Origin of the sequence: Erwinia rhapontici (assembly GCF_020683125.1) — a bacterium.
In the GTDB taxonomy this organism is placed as follows: Bacteria; Pseudomonadota; Gammaproteobacteria; order Enterobacterales; family Enterobacteriaceae; genus Erwinia; species Erwinia rhapontici.
The window spans coordinates 4,429,253-4,444,496 of sequence record NZ_CP085627.1; the positions used below are offsets into that span (position 1 = coordinate 4,429,253).

Genomic DNA, 15,244 nt, shown 5'->3' on the forward strand with positions numbered 1-15,244 from the left:
CTCGCCCCTTTTCATTTTAAGGACAGGAGAACAGAACATGGGACAACTGATTGAGGGAGTCTGGCACGATCAGTGGTATGACACTAAAGCCACAGGAGGCCGTTTTAAACGCTCCGAATCGGCTTTTCGCAACTGGGTCACCGCCGACGGTGAAGCCGGTCCGAGTGGCAAAGCGGGTTTTCGCGCTGAGGCGGGCCGCTATCATCTGTATGTTTCTCTTGCCTGTCCCTGGGCACACCGCACGCTCATTATGCGCCAGCTGAAAGGGCTTGAGGAGATGATTACCGTCTCTGTTGTGCATCCCCTGATGCTGGAAAACGGCTGGACCTTTGATGAAGATTTCCCTGCTGCTACCGGCGACAGCCTGTATCAGAACGAATATCTTTATCAACTCTACCTGCATGCCGATCCGCAGTACAGCGGCCGTGTGACCGTTCCGGTGCTGTGGGATAAGCATCAGCACACGATTGTCAGTAACGAATCTGCCGATATTATCCGTATGCTGAACAGTGCGTTTGACGGTGTGGGCGCGCGCGCCGGGGATTATTATCCGCAGGATCTGCATGAAGAGATTAATGCGTTGAACGGCTGGATCTATGACACGGTGAACAACGGCGTCTATAAGTCAGGGTTTGCCACCAGTCAGGCAGCCTATGATGAAGCGGTCACCGCGCTGTTCTCCTCACTTGACCGTCTTGAGTCACTGCTGGGCAAGCATCGCTACCTGAGTGGTGAACGACTCACCGAAGCTGATATCCGCCTGTGGACCACGCTGGTGCGTTTTGATCCGGTGTATGTCACCCACTTCAAGTGCGATCGCCATCGCATCAGTGATTACCTGAACCTGAACGGTTTTCTGCGCGACCTCTGGCAGACACCCGGTCTGGCTGAGACAGTCAACCTCGAGCATATTCGCCATCATTACTACTGCAGCCACAAGACCATCAATCCCAGCGGCGTGATCTCGCTGGGTCCTGCATTCGACTGGGATCAGCCTCATGGCCGTGACCGACATTTCGGCTGATCTTTAGCATCCAGGGCGGATTTTCACTCGCCCTGGAAGTTCCGCACCCTTTATTGATCTGGCACAAATTCCCGCGTTGAGGGCTTACGTATCTTTACTGACGTAAACACCTAAAACGAAATCAATACGGGGATGGAGCCATGATCAAATCTGTCGCAATCTGCCTTGCCGTTGTTATGCTCTGCTACGTGGCCTTTGTCGGTCATTTTTATTATCAGACTTTCTCAACTTTCAGCAGCATTGAGCATTCTCAGGAAATGAATGCCGCCCAGTAGTCTGCTATCGGTTCTGCGGGTGGTTTATCCCAGGCGTTTCGCCAGAAGTTTTGGGATCTCCCGCAGGCACCAGGCCTTTGCTTCGCCCATGCTGTCGCGCCGCCAGGCCATAATGATATCCACTTCACGAGTATATTCCGGGCTGACCACGCGCAGCCGTCCTTCCGCGATGTCTTTTTCCACCATCGGATACGGCATGGTGCCGATACCTAAGCCCGCCAGCAACGCGCGGTGCTTATCTTCAATGGTGCTGACCGTCAGGCGCTGCTGTTTGTCGAGCAGGGTCACCGTTAATACCGGACGCTCACGGGCGGTATCCGCCACCGCAATGCCGCGATATTTTACGCGCGTGGTTTCCGAAAGCGGTTCGGGTTCCAGATGGATCGGGTGTTCCGGGCTGGCCACATAGACGCTCATCAGCGTGTAGAGTTTGCGGGTGTTGATCTCGGACGAGGCGCGGAAATGCATATCCGGGGCAATCACAATATCGGCTCGCCCCTGTTCCAGACGCTCCCATGCACCGGCAAGCACTTCGGTCATCAGCGACACCTGAGTGTTGGCTTTATCGGCCAGCTTCCCGACCAGCGGAAACAACAACTCAGTGGAGACCAGCGCTTCGGTGGCAATCGTCAGGTGGGTTTCCCAGCCACGCGCCAACGCTTCCGCATCCGTCGTCAGCTTGTCGGCTGCCTCGAGTAGCACACGACCCCGCTCCAGCAGCATTCGTCCGACATTGGTAAATTTGGTGCGGTGGCCAGAACGGTCAAACAGCACAACATCCAGTTCTTCTTCCAGCTTCTGCATGGTGTAGCTCAGAGCGGAGGGCACACGGCCCAACTCATCCGCTGCAGCAGCAAAGCTACCACGACGATCGATAGCATCCATTACCCGCAGTGCTTCCAGCGTCAGAGCGCGATCTTTAGCCATAGTGATTCTCTGTCAGGAAATTTGAATATTGCCAGCAGATTAACTGGCTAACAATCCGGCGTCCAGAAACTTACCATAACAGGATAATAAACGGCCGGGATCTCTCCGGCCGATAAGGAGAACGCTATGATAACCAGTCGAACCGCTCAACAGTGTGGCAAAGCCGATTACGGCTGGCTGCAGGCGCGCTATACCTTCTCCTTTGGTCACTATTTTGATCCCAAACTGCTTGGCTACGCATCATTGCGCGTACTCAATCAGGAAGTGCTGGCACCAGGGGCTTCCTTCCAACCCAGAACCTATCCGAAGGTCGATGTGCTGAACCTGATTTTGCACGGTGCAGCAGAGTATCGTGACAGCGAGGGAAATCACGTGCAGGCGCAGGCCGGGGAAGCCTTATTGCTGGCCACGCAGCCCGGTGTGAGCTATTCAGAACATAATCTCAGTAAAGAGCACAGCCTGACGCGTATGCAACTGTGGCTGGATGCCTGCCCACAGCGGGAAAACGCGTCAGTGCAACGGATGCCGGTGTCTGAACATCAGCGTTATACGCTGCTGGCCTCACCGGATGGCAGCGCAGGCAGCCTGCAGCTGCGCCAGCAGGTGTGGATCCATCAGGTGGTGCTGGAACCCGGGGAGAGCTACAGCCTGCCGCTGAACGGCACGCGCGCCTACCTGCAATCGATTCACGGATCGCTGGAGGCTATGGCGCATTCACAGCAGCAGGAGGCACTGACCTGCGGTGACGGTGCGTTCCTGCACGAAGAACAGAGCGTGACGCTGACGGCAAAAACGCCATTGCGGGCGCTGGTTATCGATCTACCGGTATAATCTCGTCCCGATCGCTGCACTCTGCTGGTTCGGCGCCCTCCTGGTGCTCTGACAACGTGACCACTGCCCGTCGGCAGTCAGGGTCGAGCAGCAAACGTGTCGCATCGGGTCTGGAGTAGTGACCTGCCGGGTCATAAAGGAATTTACACATCGTTATGGATGAGAGATCAACGCGGGCAAACAGCAAACCTTCCTCATCTTTTGCCAGCGGTGACGTCAGCAGCCGGCCGTCTGGCCCGTAAATTCTGGCATAGCCGCCTCCCGGTAGCAGTACCTTGCGCATATCGTTATTGACGCAGTAGTGTTCCACTTCTTGCACAGATACCACCGCACAGGCGAATAACAGGTAGCATTGCCCTTCCGCAGCATAACCCTGGGAGACAGCCGTATTCACTTCCCCACTTAGCGAATAGAACCCGTTAATCGAGAAAGCAGGCCAGGCCGCGATATGAATTTGTTCATTTTGTGCATGAAGAGCATAACAGCTAAGTGGCTGAAGATGTTCTCCGCAGCAAAGCTCACCGATATTGCCAAGTGCAGTGCGGTGAACTTTCAGGTCGCTACCATCGCCTTCACCAAATAGTAAGCGCTCAACCGAAGTCGGTTTAAGTTTTCGTCTGACCTCAATGGTATTACCCTGATCATCAATTAACGCCTGAGAAATATAGAGCGTTGCACTCTCTTTCTCACTAAAACTAAAGGAAAGGTAGATATTATGTTCTCGTGCCGCCTGCTGTAAGCGTTGAAACTGGGGAGAGTCTGTCGATATTGACTGCCGATGATAAGCCGTAATAAACGGCGCCATGTAGGGAATATCACCTATCCAGAGGAACCAGGGATAACCGGGAAAATAAAGTTCCGGGAATGCAATCAGCCTTGCCTCCTGACGCGCTGCATCAGCTATCAGGCCTAATGCTTTATCGACCGATGCATCTACATTCATATATACCGGAGATGCCTGCACCACTGCTACACTGTAGCTATCTTCATTCGTTTTCATTGCCATCATTCCTTTATATAAAAATAACATCAGGATTAATCAACCCTGAGTACTCCCTATAAAACCTTGTGACGATAAATCAAAATAATGAATATGGAGATACATTAGATGCGGGTTGATTTTTTAATTTCGCGCAAAAGTAAAACCTGGAAACGTAATAAAAAATCATTCTTAATGCAGATTATTATTATCTGAAACGTGACAAAAACCTTGCCACATCTGAGGTTCGTCCCTGTACCTCAGATGTACTGTGAGAGCGTGTCAGCAATCAAAGAACCAGTAGCCCTGATTCACCAGCGCGGTGAGCTCAGCGACAAAAGCCGGATTGTGCAGCGCTTCACCCAGCTCGTTTTTACCAAGCACGGTGTGGCGGCACAGAACATCAGCGGCTTGCGCATCGGCCGTCTCCAGCCGTTCGCTATTAATAAAGAAATGCTCACCCACTTGCAGCACCCTTAACCCACTCAGGCGGGTCAGCACGTCACCGCTTAGCAGAGCCTCAGCAATTTCATCCGGTTCATAAGCGGGCTCGGCGGACGCGATATCCAGCTCGTGACGCGGCGTGGTGGCGAAACGGCCAAACCACTGCTTAAAGTCTGCGGGCTGATTGATCACCTCGATCATCATCGCGCGCAAACGATCCAGCTCATACTCTTCTACCCGCCCAGGATGTTCGCGGCAGGTTAAATCAGCATCGCTGTAATGCTCACCACCGAGATCGTTTTCCAGCGCATAGTCCGCAAAGCTGCTGATGAGATCGCGGCCATTAGGCCCGCGGAAACCGACAGAATAATTCAGTGCGGTTTCGAAGGTGAAACCGTCGTGTGGGAAGCCCGGTGGGATATACAGAATGTCACCTGGTGCCAGCTCGTGATCGATGATTGGCGTGAAAGGCTCCACATGTAACAGCGCAGGGTGTGGGCAGAACTGCTTCAGCGGCAGTTTATCCCCAACACGCCAGCGGCGGCGGCCCATTCCCTGGATGATAAAGACATCGTACTGATCGATATGTGGCCCGACACCGCCCCCCGGTACGGAATAAGAGATCATCAGATCGTCTAAACGCCAGTCCGGCAATACGCGGAACGGACGCACCAGCTCGGCTGCCGGTGCGTGCCAGTGGTTAACCGCCTGCGCCAGCAGCGACCAACCGGTTTCACCCAGACCATCAAAGTGTTCAAAAGGCCCGTTGCTGGCCTGCCACTGCCCATCGCTATAACTAACGAGGCGGCTGTCGACTTCCGCCTCCATCGCCAGGCCGGCCAGTTCATCTGGCGTAATCGGATCGACAAAGTTTGGAAACGCATTTTTTAAAACAACAGGGTGTTTTTGCCAGTATTTTTCTAAAAATTCGGGCCAGTTTAGATTGAGCTGATAAGCCATAGGTCGCACCAGTGAGAGACAAAACGGCACTGATTATAAAGAGGCAGACAGTCAGGCTGCCTTGTCATGCGTCAAGGGCCGGCAGAGTAATGGGCTCCGGGCGTGATATCACAGGGGGCGTAAAAGCAAAAACCCCGCCGAAGCGGGGTTTTCCCTGAAGGGTTCGAAGCTGACCGGTAAGTCAGGAACGTATCCCAATACATCAGGCATCTGCGGCGCTGTTGTTTGTCATGTATCACACACTGTATCTCATTTTGTATCCCTGATAAATCCCTCCCCGCATTAGCCAATCACACCTGGATTGACGTGCCGATCACCATTGCGGAACATGACGACAATTATATTTATGCCACGCTGGCACCATCGAGTAACCTACTTGATTGACAGGCCTGGGGGAGGAAGTTCCTCCAACTCCCCCCCCCTCCGGCGCGAAGACTTTAGAGATACTCCCACCCTGTACACAGCCAGCGGCGCAAATATCACAGTCGCATTCTCAGCAAGGCCTAACGGATTTCCTCCGCTCGCAAGAGCTACGCTGAATCTTTCATAAATATCTGTAGGGTGCCGTTGATGGGAGATGCTTATAGGTATGGATGGATGCAGATAATGTGGATGAAAATGACGCGATAAATGTAGGATTGAGCATTTATAACGCAGTTCGCTACAGCTACGCTCTGTCATTTTCAGTTCCAAGCGGCTATCTCTTCACTGTCGGATTGACGATGGCCTTACGTACAGGCCGACGAACGTCAAGGATATGCGTTGCGGACATTTCGGCGGTTCCGACATACAACTCCATATGCAATGATTATGAATTTTTTAACATATCGATATATTCATAAACCTCACGTTGGTACATCATTTTTCTAAACGCTGGAACCCAACAATGAAGGCCATCATATCCCACATCATGATTCTGGTATAACAAAGGGAAGCATTCATAATCCCCACTCTGGACAGGTTCAGCAGCAGCATCAATTAGCCACCACTTACGCGCTGGTAAGCTGGGAAGAAGATTGGCTGTTACCGAATTAACGAAGAGGAGCAGATCGTAGCAATCCCAGCCATCCATCACTTTTTGAAGACTGGATACATAGTTTGGCTGAGTTCGTTCCTGATGCGACAAATCAACCAATATCCACCGATTAGTGGCGGTGGGATCATATCTGTTTACAACCAGATAGAAGGTGATCTTTCCGACAGTAGATGTTGACAGGGTGGTACAGTGGGCCAAGATTCTTGACGCTTCCATCTTATAGTTCCTTCTTTATATGAAATGACACAAACCCAGCGAGGAGGGTGTTTAATTTATCTGTCCAGATATATTGGGATTCTACGCCTGAAATAAAAGGCTTGCCGTACAATCATCTCCAATCTGCCCTCTATTGTAAGAGTTAAGTCTCCTCGTTAAAACGATGCTACGGCATTGGTATCACCAATCGTTCGTTTTGTGATACCAGGAAACACCGTGTAAAACTGGGATCAATAAAATAGCATATTGACATAATGATACCAATCATGAATTATGATACCGTTTTTGATACCAGATGAGGGGAAGTTATGAGCCGTACTTTTGCATATTGCCGCGTTTCGACCAGTGAGCAGACAACCGAAAACCAGATTGTAGCAATTCGCCAGGCAGGCTATGACATCCTTGATAGTCGCGTGATATCGGAAACGATATCTGGTGGCGTTCAGGCAATGAAGCGTAAAGGCTTTGCCGATATGGTCACCCATAAACTGGAGGAAGGCGATCAGCTGGTAGTGTTGAAGCTGGACAGGTTGGGGCGCGATAACATCGATGTGCAGCAAACTATAGCGATGCTGTTAGCCAAGGGTATTGGTGTAGTGTCATTGGATCTGCCAGTACGTAATCTTACCAGTGCGGAAGGTAAGTTGATGCTGCACATGTTTTCTGCTTTCGCTGAGTTCGAAAAGTCTCGCATCGTTGAGCGTACTAAGGAAGGTTTGGCTCGGGCTAAGACAGAGGGTAAGAAGTTGGGCCGTCCTGCTGCAGTAGATACCTTCAAGCGCGTGCAGGAAGTTAAAGCAAAGGGGCTGAGCCAGTCTAAAGCAGCGCTTGAATTGGGATTGAGCCTGCCAACAATCAAGCGTAACTGGAACATCAAAGAAGCCATAACAACGGCATTAGCCCAGAGTTGAACTGACAGTGTTCGCGGATGAGGTGTAGCCAGATTGGACATCCGTATTCCGACCAAGAAGCAGAAGTAACATGTACTCAGGATTACAATGCATGAAATGCAAGCATGATGTACATTATATGACATAACTTACACAGCACATCTGTTTAAAGGAGTTGTCTAATGTCGCATGTCAGTATTAATGATTTCAAACTTCTAAACTTAAAATGTCAGAAATACTTTGATCTTTTCAGCAAAACAAATGCAATGAATCAGTCAGTGCAAGAGGGGAAATTGCAACAAAGATTCGGGTTTTATCTTTTTATGCTTGAGTCTCTTTGTAACGAAAAAGACATCGACAGAATCAGCGATTATATAACTGATACGGAATACAATTCTTATTTACACGGTGAACGTTACGACGATCATGGCATTGATGCTATTTTCATTGATGATGAACATAAAGAAATAAAATTATTTAACTTCAAGTTTAGGGAGAAGTTCAAGCCTGAGCAGAAGCAAAGTTTCAATGATGCGTTTATCTCGACAAAACTTGTCAATTGTATAATGAACGACAGCACACACGGATTGGAAGGAAAACTTAGGGAGTATGTTCAAGCAATAAACGAATTACTGAACGGTAATGATGTTTGGAAGCTTTCGTTATATATGATCAGCAATGAAGCCTTCGCAATAGAACATGATGAAAGTACCATTCAGCAGTTGAAAAGTTTTTATGATATGGAAGTTTTATCCGTCTGTTTACCTCATATTACAAGCATGATGTCCATACGCCCGGAACCTATTAACGCTGAGTTAATCATCGACAATGATGCGCTAATGTCTTACTCAGAAAGTACAATATCAACATCGAAATCGTATGTAGTGAGATTGAACACTGCTGATGTAATAAGAATGACATGCCGTAATGTAGACCTTCGACTTGATCATAATTGTGAAAACATAGATGCATTATCTGAGCAAAAAATCGACTTCGGCGTTCTATTTGATAACGTCCGAGGGTTAGTCCAACGCTCACGATATAATAGTGCTATAGCTAAAACCCTACGTGAAGAACCGGGTAAGTTTTTCATGTATAACAATGGATTAACTATTGTTGCTGATGATATCAAAGCGCTTCCAGTAAACGGAAACAGAAAAGTAAGAATTAGTCTAACAGGCATTCAGGTTCTAAATGGAGGTCAGACACTTAGAACCCTGCATAACTTTAACGCAGCGGATAAAAATAACATAAGTGAATACATATCAAAAAGTGAAGTTCTTGTGCGTATATTTAATGCTTCAAGCAGCGAAACCGCCAATAAAATTGCTGAATATACTAACAGCCAGAATTCCATTTCAAATGTAGATTTAAAATCGTTAAGCACACTGCAAATTCAAATTGAGCAATTGTTAGATGAGCATGGCATTGTCTATTCCAGAAAAAATGGAGATACAGGAATAGATGATAGGAAAGATTATCGATTTAAGATTAGCATGGAACAGTTTGGTCAGATACTTTTTGCTCTCCAAGGCTCACCTGAAAAATCATCAAATCAAAAGCAGCATATTTTTGGAAAGTATTACGATGAGATTTTTGATGATAAAAACTTCAACTTCTCACAATCTCCAGAGATAGTTGAAATATACTTCAACATCAAAAAAGCTTATGCATCATCTACTGAAAGCATCCAGAAAATAGAACAAAAAATATTTTACATACTCTACATCAATAAATTCAAGACTGAATGGACATATGAACAGTGCATCAATGTACTTGAAGAGACATTACAGACTTTCGATTCTGCTGGTGCGAATCTAACTGATGCAAGGAAAATGATTCAAGTTCGTTTCAGAGATTATTTAAATTCTATATTGAACTCAGAATTCGAACCGTAAACGCCATGTTTTGATGGGTTCTTAAAGAGCCCATAAAACTTCCAAGGAAAATTTAATACTCTTTTATTCTTACACGACCCAATTTCAAAAATATCGCCTATCAGTCAGGGAAACTCTCAACACAGTAACTTTTCCACATTGAGTTTGAATTAATATTCGCAAGCCATTTCTGCAAACCCCCTCTAAGATCCTATCGTCTCGCCAGTCTACGAATTTTTAAAATTACATACTGTTATCCATGATTTATTTTGAGAATAAGTCGCGTCTTTTTGATCGCTGTGGGCCTTGCTATGGCTGCGGTCGTTAAATCTGTACTGAGAATATGCCCCTGAAATATTTCTGTGAGGGTAAGACTGATCCGTTGGAGCCGAACCTTGCTTAGCGATATGGCATTTGCATCTTATGGCGTCCCATACTTACACCATCACATCATGCACATCATGGTGACTTCGTTGCTAAGTAACCCTCCACCAGCAAGCGTCTGTACCTCCGCCAAGAAGAGTATTGCTCTTTAGGGCCTGCACACGGCTCAACGCTTGGCCCACGGCTGTCTCTGTTGCTTACTGACGTGCGCCACGGTAACTGACCTGCCCCTGTAAGTATCCCGGCAAAACGGCCCATTCACTTTTAGAGATCTTCCGACATACTGATTATGTCACCTGTGGAGATAGCTATGCGTAAGATCCGATTCACTGAACACCAGATTATCGCCGTTCTGAAGTCCGTCGAAGCCGGACGAACCGTCAAAGATGTCTGCCGTGAGGCCGCGATATCTGAAGCCAGCTATTACAACTGGAAGGCCAAGTATGGCGGGATGGAAGCGGCCGATATTAAAAAGATCAAAGATCTGGAAGACGAGAACCGGCGGCTCAAACAGATGTTTGCCGATCTCAGTCTGGAATGCCGGGCGTTGAAAGATGTTATCGAAAAAAAGCTTTAAAACCAGCGATAAAGCGTGAACTCGTCCGCTATCTGACGGCGCATTTTGCCATGAGTTTACGCCAGGCCTGCAGGACGTTATCGCTGAGCAGGACGGTATATTTTTATCAGCCTGATACCCGGCGTGATGAACCGGTGATCCAGGCGCTGACTGAACTGGCAGAACGCTATCCGCGCTACGGTTTTAAGAAGCTTTTTCAGGTGCTTCGCAGGCACGGTAATGCCTGGAACCATAAACGCGTTCACCGGATTTACTGCCTGCTGAAACTGAATTTTCGTCGTAAGGGTAAACAACGTCTGCCGGTGCGCAACCCGACCCCGCTGGCAACACCGCAAGCGTTAAACCAGAGCTGGTCGATTGATTTTATGCACGATGCACTCGTCTGCGGCAGACGCTTTCGAACCTTCAACGTGGTGGATGATTTTAACCGTGAGGTGCTGGCGATAGAAATCGACCTGAATATTCCAGCTCAGCGTGTCGTCCGGGTACTGGACAGGGTAGTAGCAAACCGCGGATATCCTCTGAAGATGCGGATGGATAACGGGCCAGAACTGGTCTCACTGGCACTGGCGCAGTGGGCGGAAGAACACGGGGTGATGCTGGACTTTATCAAACCGGGTAAGCCGACCCAGAATGCCTTTATCGAACGGTTTAACCGGACGTACCGGACAGAAATACTGGATTTTTACCTGTTCAGAACCCTGAATGAAGCACGGGAAATTACAGAGCGCTGGCTGGCTGAATATAACAGTGAGCGACCTCATGAATCCCTGAATAACCTGACGCCGGAAGAATACAGATTGATGGCCGAAAACACGGAAATCTCAAAAAGTGCGTGGAACTAAAACGGGTGTGCTTACACCCCCAGGATTAGATACAACGCTCACTTAGTAATGTCGGAACCTTCATTTTCAGAATTACCCTTTCTCCAGCCCGCCGCAAATTCAGACGGCGTCTGATAATTCAGCGTGGAGTGCGGGCGGCACTCGTTATAATCCTGACGCCATTCACTGATGGTTTTCCTGGCATGGCTGACGTCGCTGAACCAGTGTTCATTCAGGCATTCATCGCGAAAGCGCCCGTTAAAACTCTCAATAAATCCGTTCTGTGTCGGCTTGCCGGGCTGGATAAGCCGCAGCTCCACGCCATGCTCAAAGGCCCATTGATCGAGCGCGCGGCAGGTAAACTCCGGACCCTGATCGGTTCTTATCGCAGCCGGATAGCCGCGAAGCAGCGCAATGCTGTCCAGAATACGCGTGACCTGAACGCCTGAAATCCCGAATGCAACGGTGACCGTCAGGCACTCCTTCGTGAAGTCATCCACGCAGGTCAGGCACTTGATCCTGCGACCGGTGGCCAGCGCATCCATGACAAAATCCATCGACCAGGTCAGATTCGGCGCCGCCGGGCGGAGCAGCGGCAGACGTTCTGTCGCCAGCCCTTTGCGACGTCGTCTGCGTTTTACCCCCAGGCCACTGAGATGATAAAGCCGGTACACGCGCTTGTGATTAACATGAAGCCCTTCCCGGCGCAGCAGCTGCCAGATGCGGCGGTAGCCAAAACGCCTGCGCTCCAGTGCCAGTTCGGTGATGCGTCCGGTTAAATGCGCATCCGACGCGGGACGCTGCGCTTCGTAGCGGCAGGTCGACAGGGACAACCCTGTGAGCCTGCAGGCACGACGTTGCGACAGACCGGTCGCATCACATATCAACACCACGGCTTCCCGCTTCTGGTCTGTCGTCAGAACTTTCGGCCCAGGGCCACCTGAAGCGCCTCCTTATCCAGCATGGCTTCGGCCAGCAGCTTCTTGAGTCGGGCGTTCTCTTCCTCAAGCGACTTCAGGCGCTTAACCTCAGGCACCTCCATACCACCATACTTTTTACGCCAGGTGTAAAAGGTGGCGTCGGAAATGGCATGCTTACGGCAGAGTTCGCGGGCAGAAATCCCGGCTTCAGCCTCGCGGAGAATACTGATGATCTGTTGGTCGGAAAAACGCTTCTTCATGGGGATGTCCTCATGTGGCTTATGAAGACATTACTAACATCGGGGTGTACTAATCAACGGGGAGCAGGTCACGGCATCCGTTTTGCTGTCCTCAATCATGATATAATGCCGCTGGCTGTCGTCATCGAAGCGAATATCCGATACCGTCAGTTTCGATATCTCAGCACGTCTGGCACCTGTGTATGACAGTAATAAGAACACCCATTTCTTCCAGTCTTCAAGTGTCGTGAAATGCTCAACCAGCTTTCGCATCTCTGTACGGCTATAATTGCCGTAGCTCTTGCTTTGAGCTTCGTATCTGACATTGAGTGTTGGAGACGATTCCAATATTCCCATTTCCATTGTTAAATAACTGGAAAAGAGTCCTTGGCAAAGTTTCAGATAATCGCTAACTGTTTTGTTCGATATGAGATCGTCATCAGGAATTTCGTCCAGATCGAGACATTGCTGGATCGTCATTTTGTTGTATGGCTTCTTATTCTGACGTGGCAGTCCTTCAACTACTTCGAGCAAATTTTTAATATCGCGTCGGTTAATATCTGTAACTAATGTATCAGCTCCCAACACCGCTTTAATCACCTCGAAATATTTTTCATTACCCTGTCGGATCTGCGGCTTCCAGTCGGATTTAAACCTGACAAACCCCTCCCACGCCTGAGAGAGCGAAATGGCGGGTAACAATGGTTCATGGGGTTTCTCTGCTGGAATGGAGGCATATTCTCGGTCTGGCCGCATAGAACTCACGATCTGACGATAATCAGAATTGCGGCTCTCCATAAAGGCTAAGTGTGCATCGCAATAATGTCTCCAGAGAAGATCATACTCTGAGGCCAAATAATCTATTTCATCCTCCATACCCGTAAGATCAAACTGGCTGCCAAGTTGTTCAATAACTGAATCTATCGATATCGGTTCAACATTTTGTTTGAAGGTTCCATCGAGCAGTTGACCGAAATCAAATGCATTACGTTTTTCATGGGCTAATGAACCTGATTGTCGCAGGGTGCTACGTACTGTTAAGGGGATTTTTTGGGCTGCGCTATAAAATCCTGTCTGAATGCTAAGCAAATAGTCATCAATGTCTTTTTGTTCTAACCGCTTCATTTTCTGCACGATATCCAATAGTTGGGCTGGCTCCATCCTCGCCGATTTAACGAGAGAAATGAATATTGAAAGTCGAGAAGAAATGAATTTTGCTCTGCTGGCGGAATCGCAGCTCAGAGAAACACGAAAGAAACGCCCTGCTGGTAATCTGAAATGAAGGCTGTAGCGGTTGCCACGCTTGAGGATATTGGGGATGGAACAACCGTTGGTGTGCCTCTTCTGTATCACAGTCTGTGTCACATTTTAACCTTTAAAGGCCTGAGACACACCAACGTATTGTTTTTGAATGAGTTGAAGCTGACCGGTAAGCCGCTTTCCTGTCATAGAGAGTGTCGTGGACAGTCATTCATCTCGCCGTTGAGCGCTCTAAAAGCAAAAACCCCGCCTAAGCGGGGTTTTTCCTGAATGGTTCGAAGCTGACCGGTAAGCCGGGTTCTGTCGTGGACAGTCATTCATCTAGGCCAGCAATCGCTCACTGGCTCAAGCAGCCTACCCGGGTTCAGTACGGGCCGTACCTGGTGAACCCCTATTTGGCCTTGCTCCGGGTGGAGTTTACCGTGCCACGAACTGTTGCCAGCCGCGCGGTGCGCTCTTACCGCACCCTTTCACCCTTACCTGATCCCACTTGCGTGGGCCATCGGCGGTTTGCTCTCTGTTGCACTGGTCGTGGGCTTGCGCCCCCCAGGCGTTACCTGGCACCCTGCCCTATGGAGCCCGGACTTTCCTCCCCTCTGTCTGTCTCCCCCGAAGGAGGACGGCAACAAAGCGGCGACTGTCTGGTCAGCTTCGGCGCGCAGTGTATAGGGTTTTCTACGGCTTGTCACTCACCCTGCTGCTCCAGCGCATGCTTATAAAGTGCATTTTTCTTCACACCGTGGATTTCGGCGGTAAGTGCAGCGGCTTTCTTCAGCGGTAATTCGGCCTGGAGCAGCGCCAGGGTACGCAGCGCTTCCACTGGCAATGCCTCTTCAACCGCGTGATAACCTTCAACAATCAGCACCATCTCCCCTTTACGGCGGTTTTCGTCTTCCAGCACCCACGCCAGCAGTTCACCCACTGGCGCGCCAAAGATCGACTCCCAGGTTTTGGTAATTTCGCGGGCCAGCACGACATAGCGATCCGGGCCCAGCACGGTGACCATATCTTGCAGGCTGTCCAACAGGCGATGCGTGGACTCGTAGAAAATAATGGTCCGCGGTTCCTGCTCGAGCGCACGTAACGTGTCACAGCGCCCTTTACTTTTCGCTGGCAGAAACCCTTCGTAGCAAAAACGGTCAGACGGTAATCCCGCAGCGCTTAACGCGGTGATCGCTGCACAGGCACCGGGTAACGGCACCACGCGGATGCCCGACTCACGGCACAAACGCACCAGGTGATAGCCGGGATCATTAATTAACGGCGTGCCAGCATCGGAAACTAACGCTATGCTTTGACCTTCGCGCAGCTTCTCCAGCAACACCTCGGCCTTCTGCTGTTCATTATGATCATGCAATGCGAAGAGCCGCGCATTGATGGCGAAATGTTGTAGCAACAGCCCGGTATGACGTGTATCTTCCGCAGCGATCAGATCGACGCTCGCAAGCACCTTTAGTGCCCGCTGGGTGATATCGCCCAGGTTACCGATGGGTGTTGGAACGATATAGAGCGTGCTGGCAGAAATATCTGCCCGATCGTGTTGTTTCATTGTTTGATCCGAATTGCCGATTTAATATTGAG

13 protein-coding genes and 1 other RNA gene are annotated in these 15,244 nt (G+C 49.5%); 6 read left to right on the plus strand and 8 right to left on the minus strand.

Translation table 11 applies throughout. From position 1 onward, the window contains the following. Positions 1–37 precede the first annotated feature (37 nt). Together LJN55_RS20465 and LJN55_RS23950 are read left to right on the plus strand one after the other, a co-directional pair. Positions 38–1,024, plus strand: a complete 987-nt coding sequence (locus LJN55_RS20465) for a glutathione S-transferase family protein (protein ID WP_133842504.1) — start codon at positions 38–40, stop codon at positions 1,022–1,024. A gap of 140 nt (positions 1,025–1,164) precedes the next feature. After that, a complete protein-coding gene (locus tag LJN55_RS23950; protein WP_265105975.1) occupies positions 1,165–1,299 on the plus strand; it encodes a hypothetical protein in 135 nt (44 codons plus the stop codon). Between the two features lie 24 nt (positions 1,300–1,323). Here the strand turns inward: LJN55_RS23950 and LJN55_RS20470 are convergent, their stop codons facing one another. Then, entirely contained in the window at positions 1,324–2,226 is a 903-nt protein-coding gene (locus tag LJN55_RS20470; RefSeq protein ID WP_200641820.1) for a LysR family transcriptional regulator, read from the minus strand. A gap of 126 nt (positions 2,227–2,352) precedes the next feature. On the opposite strand from LJN55_RS20470, the gene LJN55_RS20475 reads away from it, so the two are divergent. Then, positions 2,353–3,057, plus strand: a complete 705-nt coding sequence (locus tag LJN55_RS20475; protein WP_200641821.1) for a pirin family protein — start codon at positions 2,353–2,355, stop codon at positions 3,055–3,057. Here the strand turns inward: LJN55_RS20475 and LJN55_RS20480 are convergent. The 3 genes from LJN55_RS20480 to LJN55_RS20490 all read right to left on the minus strand — a co-directional run bounded on the left by LJN55_RS20480 (position 3,038) and on the right by LJN55_RS20490 (position 6,692). Next, positions 3,038–4,087 carry a carbon-nitrogen hydrolase family protein gene (locus tag LJN55_RS20480; RefSeq protein ID WP_227535160.1) on the minus strand — a complete coding sequence of 350 codons (1,050 nt, stop codon included), beginning with the start codon at positions 4,085–4,087 and terminating at the stop codon, positions 3,038–3,040. The two genes, LJN55_RS20475 and LJN55_RS20480, sit on opposite strands and share 20 nt — an antisense overlap. 231 nt (positions 4,088–4,318) lie before the next feature. Beyond that, the gene (locus tag LJN55_RS20485) at positions 4,319–5,440 is read right to left on the minus strand and encodes a ribosomal protein uL16 3-hydroxylase (protein ID WP_227535161.1); all 1,122 of its coding nucleotides are present in this window, start codon (positions 5,438–5,440) and stop codon (positions 4,319–4,321) included. An 808-nt stretch (positions 5,441–6,248) separates the two neighbouring features. Next, positions 6,249–6,692: a hypothetical protein gene (locus LJN55_RS20490; RefSeq protein ID WP_227535162.1), complete on the minus strand. Its 444-nt coding sequence runs from the start codon at positions 6,690–6,692 to the stop codon at positions 6,249–6,251. Between the two features lie 308 nt (positions 6,693–7,000). Between LJN55_RS20490 and LJN55_RS20495 the strand changes: the two genes are divergently transcribed. From LJN55_RS20495 to LJN55_RS20505, 3 genes are all read left to right on the plus strand, one after another. Then, positions 7,001–7,603: a recombinase family protein gene (locus LJN55_RS20495; RefSeq protein ID WP_154192787.1), complete on the plus strand. Its 603-nt coding sequence runs from the start codon at positions 7,001–7,003 to the stop codon at positions 7,601–7,603. Between the two features lie 161 nt (positions 7,604–7,764). Next, positions 7,765–9,480, plus strand: a complete 1,716-nt coding sequence (locus LJN55_RS20500; protein WP_227535163.1) for an AIPR family protein — start codon at positions 7,765–7,767, stop codon at positions 9,478–9,480. Positions 9,481–10,153: 673 nt separating this feature from the next. Next, a protein-coding gene (locus LJN55_RS20505) for an IS3 family transposase (protein ID WP_227535164.1) occupies positions 10,154–11,265 on the plus strand; the annotation gives its coding sequence in 2 pieces (ribosomal slippage) (positions 10,154–10,415 and positions 10,415–11,265; 1,113 coding nt in all). Between the two features lie 38 nt (positions 11,266–11,303). On the opposite strand, the gene LJN55_RS20510 is transcribed toward LJN55_RS20505, so the two are convergent. From LJN55_RS20510 to rsmI, 4 genes are all read right to left on the minus strand, one after another. Next, positions 11,304–12,424, minus strand: a protein-coding gene (locus LJN55_RS20510) for an IS3 family transposase (protein WP_227535165.1) whose coding sequence is annotated in 2 segments (ribosomal slippage) — positions 11,304–12,166 and positions 12,166–12,424 — 1,122 coding nt in all. Because the reading frame shifts where the segments join, the coding sequence is not laid out codon by codon here. Positions 12,425–12,457: 33 nt separating this feature from the next. After that, positions 12,458–13,768, minus strand: coding sequence for a site-specific integrase (locus LJN55_RS20515; RefSeq protein ID WP_227535166.1), 1,311 nt, complete (start codon positions 13,766–13,768; stop codon positions 12,458–12,460). Positions 13,769–13,936: 168 nt separating this feature from the next. Then, positions 13,937–14,316, minus strand: an RNA gene (gene rnpB / locus LJN55_RS20520) — RNase P RNA component class A. A gap of 32 nt (positions 14,317–14,348) precedes the next feature. Beyond that, positions 14,349–15,212: a 16S rRNA (cytidine(1402)-2'-O)-methyltransferase gene (rsmI, locus tag LJN55_RS20525; RefSeq protein ID WP_227535167.1), complete on the minus strand. Its 864-nt coding sequence runs from the start codon at positions 15,210–15,212 to the stop codon at positions 14,349–14,351. Between the last annotated feature and the right edge of the window lie 32 nt (positions 15,213–15,244).